Origin of the sequence: Janthinobacterium sp. SUN176 (assembly GCF_030587335.1) — a bacterium.
GTDB classification, from domain to species: Bacteria; Pseudomonadota; Gammaproteobacteria; order Burkholderiales; family Burkholderiaceae_D; genus Janthinobacterium; species Janthinobacterium kumbetense.
In genome coordinates this window covers 341,089-366,329 of the sequence record NZ_JAPWIA010000001.1, presented here as the reverse complement: position 1 = coordinate 366,329, position 25,241 = coordinate 341,089, and the positions used below count along the sequence as shown (strand labels likewise).

Here is a 25,241-nt window from a genome sequence, read left to right as displayed (position 1 = left end):
TTGCCTGTTCAACAGCATATGCCGCCACAGGCCAAGGGTATTGGTTTTTCATGACAATCGCATTGTTCCATCATGACAAGCACTGAAGGCCGGGTCGCCGGCGCCTATCTGCAGCCGCTGCTGGAAGCGGCCGGCGCGCACGGCATCCCCGTTGCCGCCCTGGCGCAGGCGGCCGGCGTGGCGCCGTACAGCCTGGAAGCGTCCGCAGCCAGCCTGGCCGCGTGCGACTACGTGAGCCTGCTCGATGCGGGCGCGCAACTGGCGGGCGATGCGCATTTCGGCCTGCACGTGGGCCAGCGCGTGCGCATGGGCACCTACAGCGCCTACGGTTTGATATTGCTCAGTTGCAGCAACGTGGGCCAGGCACTGGAACAGACGGCCCGCTATGAACGGCTGGCGCACGACCTGGGCCGCTCGACCCTGCAGCGCGACGGCGCAGTCGCGCATTACCGCTGGGCAAGCAACTACCCGGGCGCCAGCCGGCACCTGGTCGACAGCGTCTTCGCCGGCATCCGCGTGTGCGGCGACTGGCTGGCGGGCATGCCGCTGCCGCCGGCCCGCCTGGCGTTCACGCACGATGGCGGCGGCGACCTGCTGCGCCACGCGGCGCACCGCGACGAATATGTGCGCGTGCTGGGCAGCCTGCCCGCCTTCAATGCCCCTGCCAACACGGCCACCTTCGATGCGCAATTGCTGGACTGGCCCGTGCCGAACGCCGACGTCAGCCTGTACCCCGTGCTGTGCCAGCATGCGGAACAACTGCTGGCGCAGCGCCAGGCTGAAAACGACACCGGCGGTGCCATCGACGCGCAAGTCCACGCGGCCATCGTCGCGGGCTTGCGCCACGGGTCGGCGCGGCTGGCCACCGTTGCCGCCGCCTTGGCCGTCACGCCGCGCACCCTGCAGCGCAAGCTGGCCGACGCGGGCACCAGCTTCCAGGCCCTGCTGGACCAGGCCCGATACGGGCTGGCGCGCGATTATCTGCGCGCGCCGGATTTGTCGCTGGTCGACATCGCCTTCCTGCTCGGCTACCAGGAGCAAAGCGCGTTCAATCATGCGTTCCGCACCTGGGCGGGCACCAATCCCGGCGCCTGGCGCTTGCAGGAAATGCAAGAGAGGCAACTTGACCGGCAGCAAGCCCCATAGGCGTGCGCGGGGCATGCGCGGCGCGTTTTCTGGCTATACTGGCATAGTCAGGTTTTCCACGATCACTCCAACCCGCAATGCAAAGGATTAATATGCAACTCAAAGACAAAGTCGCACTGATTACCGGCGCCGCCAGTGGTATCGGCAAGGAAATGGCTATTGAATACGCGAAACAAGGCGCCAAGGTCGTCATCGCCGACCTGGCCCTGGAAGCGGCCAGCAAGACGGCCGAGGAAATCAAGCAGTCGGGCGGCCAGGCGTTTGCCGTCGCCATGGATGTCTCCAGCGAAGAACAAGTAGACAAGGGCGTGGCCGATGCCGCCGCCCACTTCGGCGGCATCGATATCCTGATCAGCAATGCGGGCATCCAGATCATCAGCCCCGTCGTCGACTACCCGTTCGACCAATGGAAAAAGATGCTGGCCATTCACATGGACGGCGCCTTCCTCACCACGCGCGCCTGCATGCGCGAAATGATCAAGGCGGGCCGCGGCGGCGCCATCATCTACATGGGTTCCGTGCACTCGCACGAAGGCTCGCCCTTCAAGAGCGCCTACGTTGCCGCCAAGCACGGCTTGCTGGGCCTGGCCAAGGTGGTGGCCAAGGAAGGCGCCAAGGATGGCATCCGCGCCAACGTCATCTGCCCAGGCTTCGTGCGCACGCCGCTGGTCGACAAGCAAATCCCCGAACAGGCGGCCCAGCTGAACATCAGCGAAGAAGACGTGATCAAGAAAGTCATGCTGAAAGACACCATCGACGGCGAATTCACCACCACGCAGGACGTGGCGCAAACGGCCGTCTTCCTGGCCGCCTTCCCGTCGAACGCCCTGAGCGGCCAGTCGATCGTCGTCAGCCACGGCTGGCACATGCAATAACAGTGACGCCCGCCCACATCGGCTGCGCGGCGCCCTGTGCGGCCTGCGATGCTCGCTGTGCTCCAGCACAGCTGCGCGTCTCGGCCACACATCGCTGCCGCTCGCGATGATGTGGACGGGTGCTTTTGCATCAGCGTATTCCCCCGGTATCTACCCCGAAAGTTCCCAATTGCAAGACAACACTTACCGCCACCCGCGCGCGGGCTGGCCGGGGCGCCTGTTTGCCGCGCTCGCCAATTCCACGCGCTTTGCCAACCTACGCCAGGCGATCATGTCCCGCCTGCCCTTCCTGACCCTGCACAGCGACGTGCGCGACGTCGTCTACGTGAGCTGGCTGGTCGACGCCGCTGCCGCGCAGCAACTGCTGCCCGCCGGCGTGACCCTGTGGCAGCGCGACGGCAAGACGCCATTTACCGTGCTGACCTACCGTCACGGACACTTCGGCCCGGCCCTGCCCGGCCCCCTGCGCCGGATGCTGCCGTCTCCGTTGCAAAGCAACTGGCGTGTATATCTGGACCACACGCCAGCGGGCGCGCCGGCCGTGCCCTGCGTGTATTTCTTGAAAAACATCATGGACAGCTTGCCGCATGCGCTGGGCACGCGGCTGTTCAGCGACATCTTGCCGACCCACCTGGCCGCCGGCATGACGCTGGAAGTCACGGCCACGCAAGCGCGCTGCAGCATTGCCAGCGGCGCCGGCAGCGCGCCCTCGCTGGACGTGCAGGCGGACATCGCAACCGACCATGCCCTCGATGCCGGCTGGCAAGCGCTGTTCGGCAACTGGCGCGACGCCGTCGCCTTCCTCGCCTGCCAGGATGCGGCCATCGCGCACGTGCCGCGCAACGGCAAGCTGGTCTTCGGCGAAATCGACTTACCTGTTGATCTGGATCAAGTGCAAGCGCTGACGGCCTTGCGCGCCGACTGCGGCTTGCTGGCGCAGTTGCCGCCCGTCTCCCAGCCGTTTGCCTTTGTCGTGCCCAAGGTTCCCTTCAAGGCGTTGTCAGAGCGCCTGCTGTAGCACGCCGGCGCTCCCCCGTGCGCGGGGGCGTGGCGGAGCCTGCCTGGCCGCCGCGCCGCCGTTCCAGCTTGAACAGGGCCATCGCCTGCTCCAGCTGCAAGGTCTGGTCTTGCAGCGACGCCGAGGCGGCCGCCGACTCCTCCACCAGCGCCGCGTTCTGCTGCGTCACTTCATCCATCTGCGTGACGGCCATGTTGACTTGGCCGATGCCGTGGCTTTGCTCGCGCGAAGCGGAGGCGATCTCTTCCATGATGCCGTGCACGCCCTGCACGGCGCCCAGCATTTCGGCGCTGCTGGCGCCCGCCTGCACCTGCGCCAACGACGCCGTGATCAATTGCTTGATTTCCGTGGCCGCCGCCGCGCTGCGATGGGCCAGGCTGCGCACTTCGCCCGCCACGACGGCAAAGCCCCGCCCCTGGTCGCCGGCGCGCGCCGCTTCCACGGCCGCGTTCAGGGCCAGGATATTCGTCTGGAAGGCGATGCCTTCGATAATGCCCGTAATGTCGCCGATCTTCTTCGATGAAGCGTCAATATCGGCCATCATGCTCACCATCTGACCGACGATCTCGCCGCCGCGCCCGGCCAGGCCGTGGACCTTGCCCGCCATGTCGCTGGCCTGCACGGCGTTGCCGCTGTTTTGCTGCACCGTGGCCGCCAGCTGCTCCATGCTCGACGCCGTCTGCTGCAGGGCCGACGCCTGCGCTTCCGTGCGGCCCGACAAGTCCATATTGCCGGCGGCGATTTCCTGGCTGGCCATGCTGATACGCAAGAAATTGCCGCGCACGTCGCCGACGATGGAATGCAAGTTTACGCGCAGCTGGCGCAGGGAGCGCAGCAGTTGCCCCATCTCGTCGCGCCGCGTGGTGTCGAGCTCGCCCGTCAAGTCGCCGCCCGCCATCACGTCGCAAGCCTGGCGCGCCTGCTGCAACGGTTGCAGCACGGCGCGGTGCAGGCTGTGCCAGAAATACAGGGTCGCGCCCAAGGCCGCCACGGACAAGCCCGTCAGCCAGCCGGCCGCGCCGGCCGGCAACAGGCCCGCATTCCACGCCAGTTGCAGCAGCAATACCAGGCTCAGCAAGCCCAGGTTCCAGCCGATGCGCTTGCCCAGCGGCAAGTCGCGCAGGCGCGCGAACCTGGCCAGCCAGCCAGTCCGCACGGCCGCACCCTGGCTGATGACGATGCCGTCGGCCTGCCCCGCCTTGATGCACGCGTACAGGGCCGTGGCCTGCGCCACCTGCTGGCGCGTGGGCTTGGTGCGCACGGACATGTAGCCGACGGCCACGCCGTCTTCCACCACCGGCGTCACGTTCGCCAGCACCCAATAGTAATCGCCATTCTTGCAGCGGTTTTTCACCATGCCGCTCCACGAACGCCCCGAACGGATGGTGGCCCAGAAATCGGCGAACGCTTCGACCGGCATGTCGGGATGGCGCAGGATGTTCTGCGGCGCGCCGATCAATTCTTCCGCGCTGTAACCGCTGACGGCGATGAAATACGGGTTGGCATAGGTGATATTGCCTTGCAAGTCGGTAGTCGAGACGATGGTCTCGGTATCGCTCAGGTTGATTTCGGTATCGCTGACGGGAAGATTGAGTCGCATGGTCACATCCTCAAAGGTAGCCCGTGCAGGCACGGGGAAGCGGGCAAATGCAAGGCGGCAGGAAGCCGGCGGCGGTCTGCACCGATACATTAATTTTAATATCTAATTATTAATTTAAATCGGCAATTTTCACTGGCGAAATTGCCTTGCGAATCTGCAAATATTGCAGGCGGCAGCGTGGCCGCAGGGTGATGGCGGGAACGGCGCCGGAACAGCGTGACTGTCCCGGCGGCAAACAACGCGGCGACTTAGCGCGGCACGTAGCGCCAGCTGGCGTTTTCCAGCATGAAGGTCAGTTCCGTCTTGATGGCTTCCGGACGGCTCGGCACGCTCAATTCCGTATCGCACACCAGATAGCCCGTCTTGCGCTTGACCTCGCACTCGTTGATGGCCTTGACCTGCATGGTGCTCTGCGCTTCCTGCATCTGCACATCCTTGGCCGCTTCCGGATTGCGCGCCACTTCTTCCTTGGCCCAGGCGCGTATCATCGCTTGCGCCTCGGCCGGCGACGGTCCCGCGAACTTGGCATCCTTGCGCTCGACGCCCACCCAGGTACCGTTCTCGTTGCGCAACGGCAGCACCATGAAAGCATCGCGCATGCCCCCGCTCATGGCGACCAGGCACACCACTTCGCCCGGCACTTCCTGCGAATCCTGGCAGCCGGTCAAGCTGGTGACCTTGACGGCAATCGGTACCGTCACAGTCGATTGCATTTTGGCCCGGGTCTTGGCCACGCCCACCTGCACGGCGGCGTGGATTTGTTCGAGCGTCGGCATGGTGGCCGCCTGGGCCGGCAAGGCGGCAAACAGGGCGGCGGCGGTCAGGGCGAGGGAAGTCAGGCGCATGGGTATCGAAAGTAGTGAGCAAAGGCCGGCAGTCTAGCACTTTACATAAAGACAGTTGTTTCTATTGAGAATGATCGTCGCCATCGGGCGCGAGAAAGGCGCCGCCCCCGTCCGCCTGTCCGCGCAGGCGCAAGCCGATGGCGCGCAGCATCTCGACCAGCTCCCGCAAGCGCAAGCCCTCGTCCGTCAGCCGGTATTCCACTTTCACAGGCACTTCCGCGTAAATCGTGCGCGTCAGCAAGCCCGCCTCTTCCAGCGCGCGCAAGTCCAGGGTCAGCATGCGCTGCGAGATATTCGGCACGGCGCGGCGGATTTCGCTGAAGCGCTTCGGCCCCGCCATCAGATAGCTGAGCAGCACGATGCGCCAGCGCCCGCCCAGCAATCGCATGGCTTCTTCCACGGCGCAGCCGGAGACATTGTCTTTCATGGTTGCCTTCCCACCTAGTATAAAAAATGTACCTATACCACATTATTCTGCCTTCTTCCAAATAGTAACCATCACGATTAGACTGCCCTTCTTTTATCTCACCGGAGCTCCAGCATGGAAACCACCCTGATCTACAGCGTGCCGTTCGGCTGCTCGTTTGCCGCCATCGCCGCCCTCGAATGGAGCGGCCTGCCGTACCAACTTGCCCGCGTGGAAGCGCGCGACCCGGCCAGCAAACAGCATCCCGCCTTTCTCGCCATCAATCCCCTGGGCCAGACGCCCGCCCTGCTCACGCACGCGGGCGCGCCGCTGCTGGAAAGCATGGCGATCCTGCTGCACATCGCCGCGCGCGCACCCAATAGCGGCCTGGGCTTTGCGCAGGGCACGCCGCAATACGACCGCCTGAACAGCGTGCTCTCCTTTTTGCACACGACCTTCCACGCGGCCTTCATGCCCGCCTTCCAGGCGTCACGCGCGCCGGAAACCGACGCGCGCGCGGCCGTCTGGCGCGAGATGGCCGTCGAGAAGGTCAACAAAAGCCTGGCGCACCTGGAGCGCCTGCTCGCCGGCCGCGCCTGGCTCGCTTCCGATACCGGCCCCACCATCGCCGACGCCTACCTGGCCGCCACGGCGCGCTGGGCCGAACCGCTGCAGCTGGCGCGCCTGGCAGACTATCCGGACACGGCGCGCGTGCTGGCGGCGCTGGAACAAGACCCCGGCATCCGCTTTGCCCACGCCATCGAGGCGGGCTTGCCGGCCGCCAGCCAGGGCGGCTTCCTGGGCCACGTGGCGCTCGACCAACTGGCACTGCCGGCCGGCTAACCGGCGGTCAACTCCCGCAGCAGGCGCGTCTTTATTGCTATGATGTCGGGCTGCCGGCGGTACAGCCGGCCACATCAATACCATATCGATAACGTCGTCATAAAAATCGGGAGTTTGAATGAGTTTACGTCTGCTGCTCTTGGGAGCATTCAGTGCCGCCATGGCCACCACCGCCGCCGTGCCGGCTCTGGCTGCGCCGCGCGGTTTCACCGTGGAAGACATGGTTGCCATGGAGCGCGTGGGCAGCCCCGTGCTGTCGCCGGACGCCACGCGCGTCGTCTACACGGTGCGCACCACCAACCTGGACAAGAACCGCGGCAACACGCAGCTGTGGATGATCGACCTGCGCGCGCCGAACGCGGCGCCGCGCCAGCTCACGCGCGGCGATGCCAGCGCCAGCGACCCGCAATGGTCGCCGAACGGCGACGCCATCTACTTCCTGTCCGGCCGCTCCGGCTCCTCGCAAGTGTGGCAGCTGCCCCTGAACGGCGGCGAAGCGGCCAAGGTCACCGACCTGGCGCTGGACGTCGACACCTACCGCCTGTCGCCGCAGGGCGACCGCCTGGCCTTCAGCATGGGCGTCTTCCTCGATTGCGCGGACCTCGCCTGCACCAAGAAGCGCCTCGATGACAAAGCGAAAAACAAGGCCAGCGGCATGGTCTACGACCAGATGTTCGTGCGCCACTGGGATACCTGGGCCGATGGCCGCCGCAACGCGCTGTACTCGGCGCCCATCGACGCCACGGGCAAGGTCAGCGCCGCGCCCGTGAGCCTGAGCGGCACCCTCGACGGCGACGCGCCCTCGAAGCCGTTCGGCGACAATGGCGAATACCACTTCAGCCCGGACGGCAAGACGGTGGCCTTCTCCGTGCGCGTGGCCGGCCGCACGGAATCGTGGTCGACCAACTTCGACGTCTACACGATTCCTGCCGCTGGCGGCCAGGCGCCACGCAATCTCACGGCCGACAACCCGGCCTGGGATGCCAAAGCCACCTGGTCGCCCGATGGCCGCACCCTGGCCTATGTCGCCATGACCAAGCCTGGCTTCGAAGCGGACCGTTTTCACCTGGTGCTGATGGATGTCGCCACCGGCAAGAAGCGCACCCTGGCCGATGACTGGGACCGTTCCGTGGCCGACTTCCGCTGGACGCCTGACAGCAAGGCTTTCCTCGTCGCCGCCGATGACGTGGGCCAGCACCGCTTGTTCCACATCGACGCGGCCAGCGGCAAGGTCGCTGCGCTGACGGGCAAGGGCGCCGTGGGCGACTTCGACGTGCGCGGCAATACCATCGTGCTGGCGCAAGCCAATCTGGCCTCGGGCGCGCAGCTGTACACGCGCAAGCTCGACGCGAAGTCGGAAAACGCGCCGATGGTGCAGCTGACGAAGCAGAATGCGGCGGCCCTGGCCGACGTGCGTTTCGGCGAATATGAACAGTTCTCGTTTGCGGGCGCGAATGGCGAAACCGTCTACGGCCACGTCATGAAGCCGTGGAATGCCAAGGCCGGCGAAAAGTATCCGGTCGCCTTTTTGGTGCACGGCGGCCCGCAAGGCAGCTTTGGCAATAGCTGGAGCTACCGCTGGAACCCGCAAGTGTATGCGGGCGCCGGCTATGCCACCGTCTTCATCGACTTCCACGGTTCGACCGGCTATGGCCAGAAATTCACGGATTCCATCAGCGGCGACTGGGGCGGCAAGCCGCTGGTCGACTTGCAGAAGGGCCTGGAAGCGGCCACCAAGAAGTTCCCGTGGCTGGACCGCGAGCGCAGCTGCGCGCTGGGCGCGTCCTACGGCGGCTACATGATGAACTGGATCGCCGGTAACTGGCCGGACGGCTTCAAGTGCCTGGTCAACCACGACGGCGTGTTCGACAACCGCGGCATGGCTTACGCAACGGAAGAACTGTGGTTCACCGAGTGGGAAAACGGCGGCCCGTACTACGACGCGCCGGCCAAGCACGAGCAGTTCAACCCCGTCAACTTCGTGAAGAACTGGAAGACGCCGATGCTGGTGGTACAGGGCGACCTGGATTTCCGCATCCCTACCGCGCAAGGCCTCGGCACCTTCACGGCGCTGCAGCGCCAGGGTATCCCGAGCAAGCTGCTGGTCTTCCCGGACGAGAACCACTGGGTACTGAAACCAGCGAACTCGCTGCTGTGGCATCACACGGTGCTCGATTGGCTCAATACCTACACTAAAAAATAAGCCTGTTCCAGCGTAAAAAAGCCGCACAGTTCGCACTGTGCGGCTTTTTTCATCCATCAATTAAGCCAAATCAATACGCCATCAATACGTATTGAGCGCTTTGGCGAACTTCACGATCCACAAGCGGCTAGGACGCTCGCGGTCGTCGCCGCGCGCCACGCGGATGGTGTTGGCGGCGTTGCAGCCGGCCGCGCTGCTCGTGACGATGGTGCCGTTGGCATCGACCGTGCACTTGGTGACGTCAGCGCCATCGACTTCCACGCCGTTCGCGTCAAAGATCTTCGTCTTCAGGCCGAAGTCATTGTCGTTGGCCAGCGCGATGGTGGAGTCGTCGATCAGGGTCAGGCCTTCCGCCTTTTCCGCCGCCCAGCCGATGGCGTTCAAGTCCAGCAGCAGGGTTTTCTTCAGCGGCGTGACGGCGGCCCAGTCGGCGCCGTTGACGCCAGCGCCGCCCATGCTGCTCTTCTCCAGGTCGGACGTCGTCGCATTGAAGGCGGCGGAGGAAATGTCCGTGGCGCCCTTCAATTCGACCAGCATCAGTTTATTGAACACCTTGCCCGACGGCGCGGCACCCTGCTCGATGACGAGGAATTTGCCGCCGCCCAGCGCCACCATGTCGCCCAGCTTGGCGTTGCCCGTGCGGCCATCCTGGTAGTCGGCCGCATTCAAGGGATACGCATACATCTTGCCGCTGGTGCCCGTCACCGGGTCGAATTCGATCCAGCGCGTGAAGCGGGCGAAGCGTTCCACCTGCTCCGCCTTCTTCGTCACCGAATACATGGCCGTGCCGTCGCTCAAGGGGCTTTGCAGGAAGGCGTACAGCTTGTCGTTGCTCGCATCGAGGGTCATGCCTTCCATGCCGCGGTTCGCGCGGCGCTTGGCGAACAGCGCCGGCAAGCCCTTGCCCGGCTCGTACTTCGCCTGGATGACGCCCGTGGCCGCATCGATCTTGATGATGAACGGGCCGTATTCGTCCGATACCCACAGCGCATTGCGCTTCGCATCGACGACGATGGCTTCCGAATCGAGGCCGCCCGCGTTGAACACGGCCTTGCCGGCGGCGTCGAACTTCATCGCATCCATGACGGGAATCTCGGCCGAATTGCCGACCGCGCCCACGGGCACGGGCAAGCCCGAGCTGTTGACGGCGGCCGACACCTTGATCGGCGTGCTCGATGCCAGCACGGCGCCGTTCTTACCCACCGTGATCACGCCGAATGACGGAGTAAAACTGGGCGACGGGAAGATCTTGCTGCCGATGGTGCCTTTGCCCGAGGGATCGGGCACCAGCGGGCCGTCGCCGTTCGGGCCGCGGTCCGTCAAGCCATAGAATTCCAGGTCGCCGGCCGCGTTCTTGCCCTTGTAGGCCAGGCCCGAGCCGTACGACGGCAGGAAGCCGTTCGGGAATTCGCCCTTGATCTTCGCGTTCGCGCCTTCGTACGGCACGTAGAATTTATCGGCCGCCTGGATCTGGTAGCGCGTCACGGTCACTTTCACTTCGCCCACCGGATTGGCTTGCGTCAGCGCTTCGTTGACGGGCGCGCCCGCTTTCGAGGCCAGGGTGTCTTCGAAATGCTCGCGCACGAGGGCGCGGCGCTCCGCATCGACCGTGCGGCCGGCGAATTTCGCGCCCACCGTTGCCAGATGCGCGGCCAGGGCCGTGTTGAAGGCTGCCGGGGCGGCGGCGAAGTCCAGGGTCTTGCCTGCCAGCGCAGCCTTCACTTCGGCCGTCAGCCTGATCCCGTTCGACGGATCGCTGTCATCATCCAGCAGTTGCAGCGCCAGCAGGCGGTTGACGACCTTGTCGTCCGCCACGTTGGTGCTGGCGGCCAGCGCCAGCGGCGTGACGACGGCGCCGCACGGCGCCGAACCCAGGGCCAGGCCGCCCACGCTGAAGGCGACCGTCTCGCCCGGATTGCAAACGAACTCGCCCTTGGCATTGGTGCTGGCCTTGGCCGCGCTGCCCGCAACGTAATCGAGTCCTTCCACCGCGCCATCGAGGAACACGCCCGTCTGCGCCACGGGCTTGGAAGGCTCCGCCGGCGGATTGTCGCTGCCGCCGCACGCGGCCAGGGCCAGGCCGGCGGCGATGGCCAACAGGGTCAGTTTCGGGATCGGCGTTACGGCAGTATTCATGCATTCCTCGGCTAAGGTGGGTGGAGTAACCGTGGAGCATAACTAATCAAAGTGACAAGGTAATGACAGCGGCTAGGCCTGTGGCATATCCGCCACGGGCCCGCCGATGCCGCCAAAACGGCCATCGGCCTGGCGCCGGAATTCCTTCGGCGTGACGCCCTTCACCTGCAGGAAGCGGCGGTTGAAATTGGCCACGTTCTGGAAGCCCACGTCGTAGCAGACGTTCGACACATACTGGTCCGTATCCATCAGCAGCTGGCACGCCTTGTTGATGCGCAGCCGGCTGATGAAATCCGTAAAACTGTTGCCCGTCGCTTTGCGGAAGAAGCGCGAGAATTTGCTCAGCGACATGCCCACCTGCTCGGCCAGCATTTCCGCCGAAATCGGCTCGCGGTAATTGTCCGTGATGTAGTTGAGGACGGAATTGACCTTGGCCAGAGTCGCATCGTCGTCGTACGAACGCAGGGAGGCGCTCGACAGCAAGCGGTAATTGGCCGTGCGCGCCAGTTTGCTCATCAGTTGCACGAATTCGGCGAAGCGCTCGGCGCCATGCGTGGCGCGGATGCGCGCCAGGTGCCGCTCCGCTTCCGCGCCCATGTCGAAAAACTCCACGCCATAGCTGGAGCGCTCCAGCAGCGGCAACAACTCGCGCAATTCGGGAATGACGCGCGCGGCGCCCGCCAGCGGCGCGTGGGCGAATTGCACGATCATGTCGCGCAGGGCCACGCCGCCTTCCGGCATCACGTTGGAAATCCAGTTGTGCGGCAGGCGCGGGCCCGTCAGCACCAGGTGGCCGGGCGAAAACTCGCCGATATAGTCGCCCACGAACAATCGCCCGCTGGTGGCGACGATCAGGTGCAGCTCATATTCCTCGTGGCAGTGCCAGCGCACGCGCGAGCTGGGATAGCCGTGTTCCAGGTAATTGATGATGCCGTCATAGCTTTCGCGTTCCAGTTCGGGCGCCTTGCGCTCGCTGTCCTTCTGCCACAGGTGTTCCATGCTCGTCTCTCCCAGGCTGTCCCCGCCTGTGCCATCCAATGTACCTCAAAAAGCCTCACTCGCCAAAACGGCCCAGCGCCTGCTGGCGAAACTCCTTCGGCGTCATGCCCTTCAATTCCAGGAAGCGCCGGTTGAAATTGGCCACGTTGTTGAATCCCGCCTCGTAGCAGATGTTGCTGACATAGCGCTCCGTCTCCATCAGCAGCTGGCACGCCTTGTTGATGCGCAGGCGGTTGACGAAGTCCGTGAAGCTGTTGCCCGTGGCGTGGCGAAAGAAGCGCGAAAACGTCCGCTCGGGCATGTCCACCTGCTCGGCCAGCTGTTTCAGCGAAAACTGGCTGCTGTAATTGTGCACGATGAAGTTGATGGCGGAGCTGATGCGCGCCAGGGCCACGTCGTCGTCGCTCGACTGCATGGGCACCGTCGACAGCAGCTGGTAGTCGCTGGTCTGCGCCAGTTCGCCCAGCAGGCTCAAAAATTCGATCAGGCGCGGCAAGCCGCTGCTGTCGCGGATGCGCTGGAAGCGCCGCAGCGACTGTTCGCTGACGCCGAAAAATTCGACGCCGTGCAGGGAGCGCTGCAGCAGCGGGAAAATATCCTTCAACTCGGGCATGGCGGCGGCCATCGACGCCAGCGGCGCGTGCGAAAACTGGATCACCATGTCGCGCAAGGCCACGCCTTCCGGGGGCGTGCCGAGCGACACCCAGTTGTGCGGCACGCGCGGCCCCGTCAGCACCAGGTGGCCGGGCGCGAACTGGCCGATGTAGTCGCCGACAAACACCTTGCCGCTGCTCTCGACGATCAGGTGCAGCTCATACTCGTCGTGGTAATGCCAGCGCACCAGCGAATTCGGAAAGCCGTGCTCCAGGTAGCGGATGAAGCCGAAACTGCCTTTCGGCTCGAAGCCGGGCGTCGCGTCGCGCTGCTGTTCCAGCTCCATCTGTGGTTGCGGATATTCGGCCTTGCGTTGCATGGCACGCCCTCCCCCGTCAGGCGACGATCTGTTCCAGCGCCGCGCGCGCGCCCAGCCCATACAGGCTGGCCAGCGACTGCCCCACCGCCTGCGTGAAGGCCGGTGTGTCGCTCAAGTCGCCGAACAGCTCGCGCAAGGACAGCAGCGCCGCGGCGTCCGACCCGCCCTGCAGCGCCAGCGCGCGCAGGCGCACCGCGTACGGATCGTTCAGCGGCATCTCGCGTCCCTGCTCGTCGTGGCCTTCCAGGTAGCGGAACCAGCACGCCACGGTAAACGCCAACAGCGTGATGGCGCCGCCCCGGGCCAGCGCTTCGCGCACGGACGGCAGCACGAATTTCGGGATGCGCGCCGAACCTTCCGTGCCGATGCGCGCCAGCTGGTCGCGCACGGCCGGATTCGAGAAGCGCTCGATCAGGGTGTCTTTGTAGCTGTCCAGATGTATGCCTTCCACTTCGCCGAGCAAGGGCGTGACCTCGTCATCCATCATGCGGCGCACGAGCGCGCGGATGCCAGGGTCACCCATCGCTTCATGCGCAAACGTGTAACCGAGCTGCATGCCAATGTAGCATAGGGCCTGGTGGCTGGCATTGAGCAAGCGCAGCTTCATCTTTTCATACGGCAGCACGTCGTGCGTCATCTGCGCGCCCACCTGTTCCCAGGCCGGCCGGCCCTGCGGGAATTCGTCTTCGATGACCCACTGGCGGAACGGCTCGCACACGACGGGCCAGGCGTCGACGATGCCGAAGGTCTCGCGCACGAGCGCCCGGTGTTCATCCGTGGTGGCCGGCGTGATGCGGTCGACCATGCTGTTGGGGAAGCTGCCATGCGTGGCCAGCCAGCGCGCCAGCTCCACGTCGCGCAGGGCGACAAAGGCCAGCAGCATCTTGCGCGTCACGTCGCCATTGTTTTGCAGGTTATCGCAGGACATGATGGTAAACGGCGCCAGGCCACGCTGGTGGCGCAGGGCCAGCGCCGCGGCCAGGTAGCCGAACGAGCAGCGCGGCGCCTCCGGGTGCGCCAGTTCGTACGCAATGTCGGCATGACCGGCGTCAAACTCGCCCGTGCCCTGGTTCACGTAATAGCCGCCTTCCGTGATGGTCAGCGCGACGATGCGCGTGCCGGGGTCGGCCAGCTTATCCAGCACGGCCTGCGGCTCGTCGGGCGCATACAGGTATTCGGCGATGCTGCCGATGATGCGCGCGCTATCGCCGGCCGCGCTGCGCTCGACCACCGTGTACAAGCCATCCTGCGCCTGCATGGCGTCGCGCATGGCCGCGTCATGCGCCAGCAAGCCCACGCCGCAATAGCCCCACTGCGCATGCTCCTGGCCTTGGAGCGCCAGCAAGTCGTCGAGGTACACGGCCTGGTGGGCGCGAAAAAAACCGCCCACGCCGATATGCACGATGCTGGGCACGAGCGCGCCGCGCGCAAACGCTGGCACGGCCACGGTCCCTGGCAACTGCGCCAGGTTTGCCTGGTTCAAGGCGATGGCGTCCATTACAGCACTCCTTTCGCCGCCGCGTAGGTCTTGCCGGCGCGGTCGAAATAATGCACGAAGCCCGGCTCGAACGTCAGGTGCGTCTGCTGGCCCGGCTGCAGGCTGCTGCGCTCCGCGCCGCGCGACACCACCTGCACATTGTTCGGCAGGCGCACATAGGTGAGGGTTTCCACGCCCAGCGATTCGACCAGGTCAACGGTGACGGGCACGCTGCCCGGCTGCGCCGCACCCAGGTGCACGTGCTCGGGGCGGATGCCGACAAAACCGTCGGCCTGCGCCGCGCTGCCCGCCTGCGCCAGCAGCTGCGGCGCCGCGTCGGCCGGCACCACGTTCATGCTGGGCGTGCCGATGAATTGCGCGACGAAGCGATTGGCGGGACGGTCATACAGTTCCAGGGGCGAGCCATGCTGCTCGATCTGCCCGTCGCGCAGCACCACCACGCGGTCGGCCAGGGTCATCGCCTCGACCTGGTCGTGCGTGACGTAGATGGTGGTGGCGCCCAGTTCGCGGTGCAGCTTGGCGATCTCGATGCGCGTCTGCACGCGCAGGGCCGCGTCGAGGTTCGACAACGGTTCATCGAACAAGAACACTTTCGGGTCGCGCACGATGGCGCGGCCGATGGCCACGCGCTGGCGCTGCCCGCCCGACAATTCTTTGGGCGTGCGCTCCAGGTACTTCCCCAGGTCGAGGATGGCGGCCGCCTTGTCGACTTTTTCGCGGATGATGGCCGGATCGACGCCGGCCAGCTTCAGCGCGAACGACATGTTCTGGAACACCGTCATGTGCGGGTACAGCGCATACGACTGGAACACCATCGCCAGGTCGCGCTTGGACGATGGCAGCGCCGTGATGTCGCGCCCGTCCAGCGACAGCTTGCCGCCGTCGATCGGTTCGAGGCCCGCGATCAGGCGCAGCAGGGTTGATTTACCGCAACCCGACGGTCCCACGAAGACGACGAACTCGCCCTGCCGGATCTCCAGGTCGATGCCCTTGATGGCGCGGTGCTCGCCAAAGAATTTCTCGATATTGCTCAGTTGAAGGTAAGCCATGATGTGTGTCTCTATTCTGTAGTTTATTTGACTGCGCCAAAGGTCATACCCTGGACCAACTGCTTCTGGCAGAACCAGCCCAGCGCCATGATGGGCGCGATGGCCATCAGGGAAGCGGCCGACAATTTCGCCCAGAACAAGCCTTCCGGGCTCGAATATGATGCGATGAGCCAGGCCAGGGTGCCCGCGTTGGAAGCGCCCAGGTTCAGCGACCAGAACGATTCATTCCACGACCACACCATGCACACGAGGGCCGTGGAAGCGATGCCGCCCACGGACAGGGGCAGCACGACGTGGCGGAATTCGTCCCACACGGTGGCGCCATCCATGCGCGACGCTTCCAGGATTTCGCGCGGCAACTCCTTCATGCTCGTGTACAACAGCCAGATCATGATGGGCAAATTCATCAGCATGAACATGATGGTCAGGCCGATGCGCGTGTCGAGCAGGCCGAAGTACTGGTAGCAGATATAGATCGGCATCAAGGCGCCCACGCCGGGCATGTAACGTGAGCTGAGCATGAATTTCAGCAAACCGATGGTGCCGCCCGTGGGAAAGAAAGCCATCGAGTACGCGGCCGGGATGGCAATCAAGAGGCCGATGGCCGTCGAGAGCACGCTGGTAAACAGCGAATTCCACGCATAGCCGAAGTAATTGTCGCGCGCCAGCACTTCGCGGAAGCTGTCGAGCGTGGGTGTGAAGAACAGCAGCGGCGGCGTGGAAATGGCTTGCCCTTCCGTCTTGAAGGCCATCAGACCCAGCCAGAAGATGGGGAAGAACAGCAGCAGCGCGAACAGCCAGGCGGCAGCCGTGCGGCCATATAAGTTAAGTTTGCTATGCATCAAGGTCTCCTTATTTCGACAGATTCTTGCCGATGACGCGCATCAGGAAGAAGGCGGCGATGTTGGCGATGAGCACGGCGAACAGGGCGCCGGCCGAGGCCGCTCCCACGTCATAGGACAGCAGTGCCTGCTGGTAAATCATGAAAGTGATGGTGGTCGTGTCGAAGCCGGGACCGCCGCCCGTGGTGGTAAAGATTTCCGCAAAGATCGACAGCAAGAAGATCATTTCGATCATCAGCACCACCGAGACGGCGCGTCCCAGGTGGGGAATGTAGAGGTAACGCAACTGCTGCAGATACGTGGCACCATCCATGCGCGCCGCTTCCAGCTGTTCCCGGTCCATCGATTGCAGCGCCGTCATGAAGATCAGGCAGGCAAACGGCAGCCATTGCCACGAAACCATCATGATGATGGAAAACAGGGGGTGGGCCGACAGCCAGTCGACGGGCGTGGCGCCAAAAAACAGGCTGATCTGCGCGAACAGGCCGTAGATCGGGTTAAGCAGCATGTTCTTCCACATCAGGGCATTCACGGCCGGCATGACGAGAAACGGCGAAATCAAGAGCACGCGCACGACGGCGCGCCCCGGAAACGCTTCATTGATCAGCAAGCCCAGCGCCGTGCCCAGCACCACCGTGATCAGCATGACGGAAAACAGCAGGGTAAACGTGTTCTGCAGGGCCGGCAGGAACGAGGCATCGGTAAAGAAAAAGTGGAAATTGGCCAGGCCATGGAAAGGATGGCCGCTGGGATCGAGCATCGAATAGCGCACGAACGCGTAATACAGGGTGATCAGCAACGGGATCACGGAAATGACGGAGACGGAGACCACGGCCGGCGTCAGCAAAGTCCGGGGGATAATGCGTTTCATAGGATTTCTCTTGGGGCAAGAAGGAACAATCGCCGGCAAAAATCTGGGGTCAGACCCGTCGGGTCTGACCCCGGCTTTACGCTATTGGAGCAAGCAAACTATGCAGCAGGCTTACTTGTAGTACCCTCCTTTGCGCATCTCGCGTTCAGCCGTCTGCTGCGACAATTCCAGCGCCTGGTCCACCGTCACCTTGCCCAGCAACGCCGCCGCCATCTGCTGGCCGGCCGCCACGCCGATCACCTGGAATTCGGGGATCGACGCGAATTGCACGCCCACATATGGCGATGGCGGCAAGGTGCTTTGCACGGCGCGCGTGGTGGCCAGGGCCTTGCCTTCGGCGGCGGCAAATTTCGCCACTTTCTGGAATTCGGGGCTCGCATACGTCGACTTGCGCGTGCCCGTCGGCACGTTGGCCCAGCTCGTTTCCTTGGCAACCAGTTTCACGTAGTCGGGCGAGGTGGCCCAGTTGATGAAGCGCTGCGCCTCGTTCGGGTGCTTCGAGCTGGACGGGATGGCGAGCGACCATATCCACAGCCAGTTGGCGCCCCGCTCCGTCACGCCCACGGGCGACTGGGCGAACGCCACCTTGTCGGCCACCTTGCTTTGCTTGGGGTCGGTGATGAAGGACGCGGCGATGGTCGCGTCGATCCAGATGCCGCATTTGCCCTGGTTAAACAGCGCCAGGTTTTCATTGAAGCTGTTGGCTGCCGCGCCCGGCGGGCCGTATTTCTTCATCAGGTCGACATACATGTTCACCGCGTCTTTCCACGGCTTGCTGGTAAATTGCGGCTTCCATTGCATATCGAACAACTGGCCGCCATAGGAATTGGCCATGGTGGTGATCAGCGCCATGTTGTCGCCCCAACCCGGCTTGCCGCGCAGGCAGATGCCGTACACGCCGTTGGCCGGATCGTGCAGCTTGGCCGCCACGTCGCGCAACTGGTTCCAGGAAGGACGGTCCTCGATCGTCACGCCCGCCTTTTTGACCAGGTCGCTGCGGTACATGATCATCGAGCTTTCGCCATAGAACGGCGACGCGTACAGCTTGCCGTCGCCGGAGAGGCCTTCGCGTATGGCGGGCAGCAAGTCGTCGATATCGTATTTGGCGTCAGGTTTGATGGGGATCAACCAGTTTTTCTTGCCCCAGATGGGCGTTTCATACAGGCCGATGGTCATCACGTCGAACTGGCCGCCCTTGGTGGCAATATCGGTGGTCATGCGCTGGCGCAAGACGCCCTCTTCCAGGGTCACCCATTTGAGCTTGATGTCGGGATTGGCTTGCTCGAAGAACTTGCTGAGCTTTTGCATTTCGATCATGTGGCCATTGTTGACGGTGGCGATGACGAGGTCGGTTGCGGCGAAGGCGGACGAACTGAGGAAGCCGGCGCACAGCGCGGCAATGGCGGAACGTTTCATTGTGTGTCTCCAGTGTTTTTTGTCGTTGGCAATGCTCAGGTACTTAGCACCACGACCACAATGTAGCACCAGACTTTGATACTTTCTGATACTCCAAAACCGCAATTCGATACTCCTTTGCAAGCCCACTATGCGCAAGAGTATCGACATTGGATAAAAACAACACTTTGAAAGAAAGTATCGTCACTTGTTCGTTTTGTATCAGGGTGGTTAAAAAAGCGCTGCTAGACTTGGTTTTCGGCATTAGACCGTGTGCGGTGACAGCCTTCCGGGGCGCCACCGCTACCACCTACATTTTTCTGGAGACCGCATGAACCGCACTGCATTGAAAACCTTGCCTGCCCTGCTCCTCGCCATCGCCAGCGCTTCCGCCATGGCCGACCCGATGTACCCATCCGACTCCGAAGGCTTCCACGGCTACCTGCGCGCCGGCGCCGGCAGCAATACGTCGGGCGACGGCGGTTCGCAAGGCTGCTTCGGCCTGGGTGGCAATACCATGAAATACCGTCTGGGCAATGAGTGCGACGCCTACACGGAATTCGGCTACACCAAGTCCATCGCCAAGTCCGGCGGCGTGAACTACCTGGCCACCATCTGGGTCAACGCTTATGCGCCTAACTCGGATTTCGGCGACAACAAGCTGGGCATCGTCAAGGCCTACGTCGAAGCGCAGGGACTCGATTTCCTGAACGGCGGCACGGCCTGGATCGGTAAACGCTTCTACTACCGTCCTGACATCCACATGTTGGACTTGCAATACATCAATATGAACGGCACGGGCGCCGGCCTGGACCGCATTCCCGCTGGCCCGGGTAAATTCTCGTATGCTTTCTTCAAGGACAACGACGTCAAGGTCGCGTTGCCGAACGGCGGCGTCAACACCAAATCGGCCGTGCGTCAGAACTTCATCTACGGCGAGATTCCCGTCAATGAAAACGGCACCCTGGACCTGGCCGCGACCTACATCATCGGCGAAGGCAAGGATGACGTCGCCACTGGCAAGCGCAATAACGGCTGGCAGCTGTCGGCATTCCACCGCCAAGGTAAAGTGTTTGGCGGCGGCAATACCTTCGGCGTGCAGTACGGCGTCGGTCCCGGCACGGGCAAGGGCGCGCAGTTCGGCGCTTCGGGCGACACCAATTTCGGTTCGGACGTGAAACGCACGCGTATCTTCAATGACATGGCGATCCAGCCGATGGCCAACTTCGGCATGGAATTCGTTGCCCTGTGGCAAAAAGACGAGTCGAACGCCAACGGTTCCTCGACCTGGACCTCGGTTGGCGTGCGTCCCGTGTACGCGTTCACCGACAACTTCAAGCTGGTGGGCGAACTGGGCACGGACCGCGTGACGCAAGCGGGCGGCCTGCCGGCCAAGCGCCTGACCAAGCTGACCATCGCGCCGACGATCTCGGCCGGTCCTGGCCTGTGGTCGCGTCCCGAACTGCGCGCTTTCGTGACCTACGGCAAATGGAACGATGCGGCCACCGCCTCGGTCAATGCGTCGAACAACGGCGGCCCGATCTACAACAACAATACCAGCGGCACCTCGTACGGCTTCCAGGTGGAAACCTGGTTTTAAGCCAGCTTAGCTAACGCCAGAAACCAAAAAGGGCGGAACCGCGGTTCCGCCCTTCTCTGTTTACATTACCGGATTCAACTTACGGCAAGGCCACCGGCAATTCCGGATACTCTTGCGTCAGCGCATACTTGGTGCCGCCCACGGTGACCGTGTAGTTGGCAGGTCCCGAGATCGGCAAGCGGTAATTCAAGGTCAGCGCCACGGAGCCGCCCGGCGCCAGCGATTGCCAGGCGGGAATCGCAAAGCGGGCCCGGTTGTAGTTCTTCGTGAAGCCGCCGATATTGTTCGGCCCCGTGTAACCGGCATTGATCACCGTCAAGCCGAAGCCGGACTGGTCGCTCATGTCCGACGGCGCCGAGACGGGATAGTCGAACTCCACCACGGTGCCGCCCGGCAAGGTCGAAGCCGTGTTGTTCTTCACCGTCATCACCGGATTGATGGGAAAGTTGTTGTCGCCCAGCTTCCAGCCCCCCAGGGTGATGCTGACGTTGGCCGCCGTGCCCGGCATGGCGATTTCGGCGCGTTTGTTGCCATACGCGCCAGCCGTGCGGAAGGCCTGGTACAGCACGTCCGTCAGGGTGGTACCCATGAAATACTCGCCCTTGCCGCCGTTGCGCGTGGCATCCCAGGCATAGTCGCCCGCCATTTCCCAGATCATTACGCCGCCGATATTGTTGTTGACGATGTACTGGGCCTTGGCCGCGATCGACTGCGTGGTTTCCGTGGAAATGAATACTTTCTTGGTCGCATTCCACAGCCACGGCGCCACCATGGTGCTGCTGTAATACGGTACATACGTGCCCACCAGCGCCTTGTCCGTGACTTTATACGCACCCAGGTAGCTCGGCACGATACCGTTCTGCAAGTTCAACGCATGCCAGATGGGATTGCCGCCGCCTGGCGTCGGTTTGCCCTGCGAATCCAGGTCGTACCACACGTTGTCGATGCCAGTGGCGCCCGTGCCGCACGTCTTGGTGCCGGCGCAGGTGACCGTGGAACTGATCAACGGCGTCGTGCCCCACAAGCCATTCGTGCCACCCGTCACATCCTTCCAGCCCCGCGTGTAGAACGGCACGCCGATATTGATGCGCCCCGCCTGCATGGCGCCACGGTAATAGCGGTAGGCCCAGTCCGTGTTCAGATAGCCGATGTTCTGGAACTGGTAGGCGTTACCGGCGCGCAACTCACCGTCGTTGCCGTCGTCAAACAGCGCCGCGTTCGGTCCCACGTACTGGTTCCACGCGCCGTGCAAGTCATACGACATCAGGCTGGCGTAATCGAGATATTTCAATCCCGACATGTTTTCCTCGCCCCGCAAGACCCAGCCCGAGGCGGAGCCGGCGATGGTCAGCAGGTAATATTTATTGTCCTGCACGGCCGCTTCGTCGAGCTTCTGGCGCAGCACCTTCAGCAGCACGTTGTAGCTCGTCATCAAGCCCGCCAGGCGCGGCTTCGAGACGGCGAAGTCGTTCGGATTGCCCGCTTCATTGTTGGTGGTCGGATGTTCGTAATCGACATCGACGCCATCGAAGAAGTTGTATTGGCGCACGAAGGCCACCATGGAATCGGCCAGGGTGTTGATGCCGGCCGTGTTGATGCTGCCGTCCGCGTTCGTCGTGGCCGTGTAGAAGCCGCCGCTGCCGGCCCAGCCGCCCACGGAAATCATCAGTTTCACGCCCGGGTACTTCTTCTTGTATTGCGACAGCAAGTTGAAGTGGCCCTTGTACGGCAGCGACGGGTCCATGGCGGCGGCAGGCACGTTTGGCCACGTGAGGCCCGTATCGGGATTGGCCGCGCCGCTGCCGATGGCGATTTTTGACGTGGCCGGATCGACGGAGGCAAACGCATAGTTCAAGTGGGTGATCTTGTCCCACGGCAAATTGTTCACCAGGTAAGTCGGGCTGCCATCGGCGCCCGTGCGCCAGCTGGCGAAATAGCCGACGATGCGCCGGTTCAAGCCATTGCCCAGCACTTCGCGGCCATTCGCGTCGTACACCTTGCAATACGGCACATTCGGCACGGCCGAGATCAAGCCGTCCGGACGGCAAGCCGTGGGGGTTGGCGTCGGTGTCGGCGTTGGGGTCGGTGTTGGCGTCGGGGTCGGTGTCGGCGTTGGGGTCGGGGTCGGTGTCGGTGTTGGCGTTGGTGTTGGCGTTGGCGTCGGGGTCGGTGTCGGGGTTGGCGTCGGGGTTGGCGTCGGGGTATCCGTCACGGCCCATGGGCCCCACTGGTCGGTGGCGCTGGGGACATTGCCCTGCGTCCACCACTTGGCCTTGTAGGTGACGCCCTGGTACAGCACGCACTGGCCGCCCGTGTAGACGGTGGCGGCATCCCAGACGGCGCACGCTTCCGCGGCGGCCAGCAAGGTGTTGGGCGTGGCGGTCGTGCCTTCCTGGCCGCCGCCGCAAGCGACGAGCACGCCGCTGAGCAGGGCCATCAATAATGCATTCGATTTCATGTTGTATTGGTCTCCGTTATGGTTGTACAGGTTGTACGTTGTGAGCTGTTGCAGGCCCCTGAAGGGGCTCTTGTCAACTGTTATCCCTGGCCGGCTATTCCTGCATTTACTGCTACTGCAACTTCACATTCCAGTTGGCTTCCACGCATTTCACGTAGTTTCCGGCCAGCAAGGCGCTGTACGGGGTTTGGTAACTGACCAGCTGGCATTGGTTCTCGCCACCCGCGCTCCAGTTCTTTTCCCAATAGATGTTGTAGGAAGCGGAACTGGCCGGGGTGAAGCGCTGCATGTTGGCGCATGACAATTGTTCGCCGGAATAATCCCAGCCCATGTCGGCGGCAAATTGCTTGTAGTAATCGATGCGGTTTTGCGCGGCCTGCTTTTCCGTGCCCTGCCCGCATTCGGCGTTGATGATCATGATGGTGGTGGCAAAGTTATTGCCCGCGCCAGCCGTCGTATCGGCCGCGTTCGGCACCCACGTGCCATCGAGCACATGCAGCATCGACGGTTTCGGCGGTTGCGGATAGACGAAGAAGAACGTGGCCGACGCCAGGTTCAGCCACGTCGAGGCCACCAGGTCCGGATTTTTCAGCAGCACGGATTGATCGCCGTCATGCATGGCTTGCGAAAACGGCCCATAGTTGTAGTTGTACGACAGCTGCTTGGCGCCACGGCCGAAATACTTCTTGAAGCTGCCGTCGGCGTTCTTGCCGCAGGTCCACACCTTGTTGAAGACGGGGTCGGCGCACTCGATGTTGTAGCCGCAGCCGGCGCCCGTCTCGTCGCAGCCCAGTTCGCGCAAATACTTCAAGCCCTGGCGCCATTGCGGCAGCGGGCTGCTGGCGTTGTGGTCGCCCGTTTCCTGCCCGAAGTGGGCGAACATGGTCGCCAGGCTGTGGCGGCAGATGGCGTCCGCATTGCGCCCGTCGCTGTAGTCGTCGCACACGGCGGGGAACTTGGCCACCGCTTGCAGAAAGCGCTGGTACGTATAGCTGGCGTCGCGCGCGGCAAAATAGTAATCCCACTTCGCCGCCGGCAGCAGGCGCTCGACCCGCTTGACGTTGAGCGGATTGCTGGCCAGGCCCGGCTGCACGGCTTCGACGGCCGCATTGCCCAGGGTGCGGATCGAGGCCTTGACCTTGCGAAAGAAATCGTTATTCGTCAGCGCCGCCTCGTTGGCCTCGGCCTGGGCCTTGGTGGGGATGCCGGGCGTAGGCGTGGGTGTCGGCGTGGGAGTGGGTGTTGGAGTGGGCGTCGGTGTCGGGGTGGGAGTCGGCGTCGGCGTGGTGCTATCGAGGCTCCACGGTCCCCACTGGTCGTTGTTCGGCGCCGTGCCCTGCACCCACCATTTGGCCCGGTACACCTTGCCGTCGTAGACAGCGCACTGGCCCGCCGTGTAGACGGCAGCGGCGCTCCAGGCCGCGCAATTGTCGCTGGCGGCTGTGGCGGCCAGCAGGGTCGATGGGGGTTCGGTGGTGGAATTGCCGCCGCAAGCGAGCAGCGCGCTGCCCAGCAGGCCAGCCATCAAAGGCGAGGCCAGCCGGCTAATTTGCCGTGTCTTCACAATGTCTCCTGAACGTTATACGAAAACTATCAAAGTAGCTTTTATGTTGTACGTAAAGAAAGCACAGCGAAGCGTCGGCTTTCTGCACAGAGAATGCGACGCCCTAAATTGGTAGTCAAGTGGTTTTATATAACGGTGTTTTTTACAATACCAGTGCATGCAACCGCCGCGTTGGCAAGCGAGGTAGCGGCGAATAGGGGACGTAAAAAAAAGCCCGCTGCATGATGGCAGCGGGCAATACCGCGCAGGACGGGTGGCGGCAAGTGGTATTAAGGGTCACCGCGCGTCTGAGACGAACTTATCTGTTCAGCACGTATTTCGCCAGGGTCGCCGCATCGGCTTCGCTGAGCTGGCTGAACGGCGGCATGGGCACGGGGCCCCATTTGCCGGCGCCGCCACTGCGGATGTTGGCCGCCACGGCGGCGATGCCATCCTTGCCCTTGTACCTGGCCGCCACTTCCGCAAAGCCGGGGCCGACCACTTTCTGGTCGAGGGCGTGGCAAGCCATGCAGCCGTTCGCCGCCAGCAAGCTTTTGACATCCTTGCCGCCGGTAGCCGGGACGGCGGCTGCCACGGGCTTGGCGACGGCGGCGGCAGGCACGGCGGCGCCCCGCTCTGCGCCATAGGTTTTCACCAGGTAATCGACCATGGCCGGCACGTCCGCGTCGTCAAACTGGGCGCCGAACGGCTTTTTCATCTTCTTGACGGTCGCTTCCCAGTAGGCGCGCGGCGAGGCGGGCGGCTGGGTCGATGCGTACTGGGCCGCATGGCACGTCATGCAGTTGCGCTGCACCAGCTGGTAGCCCGGCAATTCGCTGGGTTTGTAGGTCGCCGTTTCCGGCGGCAAGTGGATGTCCAGCGCGCACGCGCCGCCCGCCGCCGACAGTGCCAGCGCGGCAAGTAATATCTTCATATGGTTC

General features: G+C 63.4%; 20 protein-coding genes. 6 read left to right on the top strand and 14 right to left on the bottom strand.

Annotated elements, in window-relative coordinates:
- Positions 1 to 72: 72 nt before the first annotated feature.
- From O3299_RS01755 to O3299_RS01745, 3 genes are all read left to right on the top strand, one after another.
- On the top strand, positions 73 to 1,146 hold the full coding sequence (locus O3299_RS01755; protein WP_099664771.1) for an AraC family transcriptional regulator: 1,074 nt from the start codon (positions 73 to 75) through the stop codon (positions 1,144 to 1,146).
- Between the two features lie 92 nt (positions 1,147 to 1,238).
- Positions 1,239 to 2,021 (top strand): 3-hydroxybutyrate dehydrogenase, encoded by a 783-nt coding sequence (locus tag O3299_RS01750; protein WP_034777971.1) that lies wholly within the window; start codon positions 1,239 to 1,241, stop codon positions 2,019 to 2,021.
- Positions 2,022 to 2,190: 169 nt separating this feature from the next.
- Positions 2,191 to 3,039: a DUF2071 domain-containing protein gene (locus O3299_RS01745; RefSeq protein WP_305061362.1), complete on the top strand. Its 849-nt coding sequence runs from the start codon at positions 2,191 to 2,193 to the stop codon at positions 3,037 to 3,039.
- Here O3299_RS01745 and O3299_RS01740 read toward each other — a convergent pair.
- The 3 genes from O3299_RS01740 to O3299_RS01730 all read right to left on the bottom strand — a co-directional run bounded on the left by O3299_RS01740 (position 3,011) and on the right by O3299_RS01730 (position 5,911).
- Positions 3,011 to 4,639, bottom strand: coding sequence for a PAS domain-containing methyl-accepting chemotaxis protein (locus O3299_RS01740; RefSeq protein WP_305061361.1), 1,629 nt, complete (start codon positions 4,637 to 4,639; stop codon positions 3,011 to 3,013). The two genes, O3299_RS01745 and O3299_RS01740, sit on opposite strands and share 29 nt — an antisense overlap.
- Before the next feature lie 248 nt (positions 4,640 to 4,887).
- Positions 4,888 to 5,484, bottom strand: coding sequence for a hypothetical protein (locus O3299_RS01735; RefSeq protein ID WP_099664774.1), 597 nt, complete (start codon positions 5,482 to 5,484; stop codon positions 4,888 to 4,890).
- A 61-nt stretch (positions 5,485 to 5,545) separates the two neighbouring features.
- Positions 5,546 to 5,911: a helix-turn-helix domain-containing protein gene (locus tag O3299_RS01730; protein WP_099380591.1), complete on the bottom strand. Its 366-nt coding sequence runs from the start codon at positions 5,909 to 5,911 to the stop codon at positions 5,546 to 5,548.
- 114 nt (positions 5,912 to 6,025) lie between these two features.
- Here O3299_RS01730 and O3299_RS01725 point away from each other — a divergent pair, with 114 nt between their 5' ends.
- Both O3299_RS01725 and O3299_RS01720 read left to right on the top strand, forming a co-directional pair.
- Positions 6,026 to 6,733: a glutathione S-transferase family protein gene (locus O3299_RS01725; RefSeq protein WP_305061360.1), complete on the top strand. Its 708-nt coding sequence runs from the start codon at positions 6,026 to 6,028 to the stop codon at positions 6,731 to 6,733.
- 118 nt (positions 6,734 to 6,851) lie between these two features.
- Entirely contained in the window at positions 6,852 to 8,936 is a 2,085-nt protein-coding gene (locus tag O3299_RS01720; protein WP_370385262.1) for a prolyl oligopeptidase family serine peptidase, read from the top strand.
- 81 nt (positions 8,937 to 9,017) lie between these two features.
- Here O3299_RS01720 and O3299_RS01715 read toward each other — a convergent pair whose 3' ends face one another.
- The 8 genes from O3299_RS01715 to O3299_RS01680 all read right to left on the bottom strand — a co-directional run bounded on the left by O3299_RS01715 (position 9,018) and on the right by O3299_RS01680 (position 18,720).
- Entirely contained in the window at positions 9,018 to 11,072 is a 2,055-nt protein-coding gene (locus O3299_RS01715; protein ID WP_305061359.1) for an esterase-like activity of phytase family protein, read from the bottom strand.
- Between the two features lie 72 nt (positions 11,073 to 11,144).
- Positions 11,145 to 12,071, bottom strand: a complete 927-nt coding sequence (locus O3299_RS01710; RefSeq protein WP_305061358.1) for an AraC family transcriptional regulator — start codon at positions 12,069 to 12,071, stop codon at positions 11,145 to 11,147.
- Positions 12,072 to 12,126: 55 nt separating this feature from the next.
- Positions 12,127 to 13,044, bottom strand: a complete 918-nt coding sequence (locus O3299_RS01705) for an AraC family transcriptional regulator (RefSeq protein WP_099664780.1) — start codon at positions 13,042 to 13,044, stop codon at positions 12,127 to 12,129.
- Between the two features lie 16 nt (positions 13,045 to 13,060).
- Positions 13,061 to 14,542 carry a mannitol dehydrogenase family protein gene (locus O3299_RS01700; RefSeq protein WP_305061357.1) on the bottom strand — a complete coding sequence of 494 codons (1,482 nt, stop codon included), beginning with the start codon at positions 14,540 to 14,542 and terminating at the stop codon, positions 13,061 to 13,063.
- Complete coding sequence (locus O3299_RS01695) at positions 14,542 to 15,591, bottom strand: ABC transporter ATP-binding protein (protein ID WP_289916111.1); 1,050 nt, start codon at positions 15,589 to 15,591, stop codon at positions 14,542 to 14,544. Before O3299_RS01695 ends, O3299_RS01700 begins: the two co-directional genes overlap by 1 nt.
- Before the next feature lie 23 nt (positions 15,592 to 15,614).
- The gene (locus O3299_RS01690; RefSeq protein WP_034777945.1) at positions 15,615 to 16,433 is read right to left on the bottom strand and encodes a carbohydrate ABC transporter permease; all 819 of its coding nucleotides are present in this window, start codon (positions 16,431 to 16,433) and stop codon (positions 15,615 to 15,617) included.
- A 10-nt stretch (positions 16,434 to 16,443) separates the two neighbouring features.
- The gene (locus O3299_RS01685; RefSeq protein ID WP_305061356.1) at positions 16,444 to 17,304 is read right to left on the bottom strand and encodes a carbohydrate ABC transporter permease; all 861 of its coding nucleotides are present in this window, start codon (positions 17,302 to 17,304) and stop codon (positions 16,444 to 16,446) included.
- 111 nt (positions 17,305 to 17,415) lie between these two features.
- Positions 17,416 to 18,720 (bottom strand): sugar ABC transporter substrate-binding protein, encoded by a 1,305-nt coding sequence (locus tag O3299_RS01680; protein ID WP_099664784.1) that lies wholly within the window; start codon positions 18,718 to 18,720, stop codon positions 17,416 to 17,418.
- 310 nt (positions 18,721 to 19,030) lie between these two features.
- On the opposite strand from O3299_RS01680, the gene O3299_RS01675 reads away from it, so the two are divergent.
- The gene (locus tag O3299_RS01675) at positions 19,031 to 20,299 is read left to right on the top strand and encodes a carbohydrate porin (protein WP_305053421.1); all 1,269 of its coding nucleotides are present in this window, start codon (positions 19,031 to 19,033) and stop codon (positions 20,297 to 20,299) included.
- A 79-nt stretch (positions 20,300 to 20,378) separates the two neighbouring features.
- Here the strand turns inward: O3299_RS01675 and O3299_RS01670 are convergent, their stop codons facing one another.
- From O3299_RS01670 to O3299_RS01660, 3 genes are all read right to left on the bottom strand, one after another.
- Positions 20,379 to 22,757 (bottom strand): glycosyl hydrolase family 18 protein, encoded by a 2,379-nt coding sequence (locus tag O3299_RS01670; protein ID WP_305061355.1) that lies wholly within the window; start codon positions 22,755 to 22,757, stop codon positions 20,379 to 20,381.
- A gap of 112 nt (positions 22,758 to 22,869) precedes the next feature.
- Positions 22,870 to 24,321 carry a glycoside hydrolase family 19 protein gene (locus tag O3299_RS01665; RefSeq protein WP_305061354.1) on the bottom strand — a complete coding sequence of 484 codons (1,452 nt, stop codon included), beginning with the start codon at positions 24,319 to 24,321 and terminating at the stop codon, positions 22,870 to 22,872.
- Positions 24,322 to 24,619: 298 nt separating this feature from the next.
- A complete protein-coding gene (locus tag O3299_RS01660; RefSeq protein ID WP_099664788.1) occupies positions 24,620 to 25,234 on the bottom strand; it encodes a c-type cytochrome in 615 nt (204 codons plus the stop codon).
- Between the last annotated feature and the right edge of the window lie 7 nt (positions 25,235 to 25,241).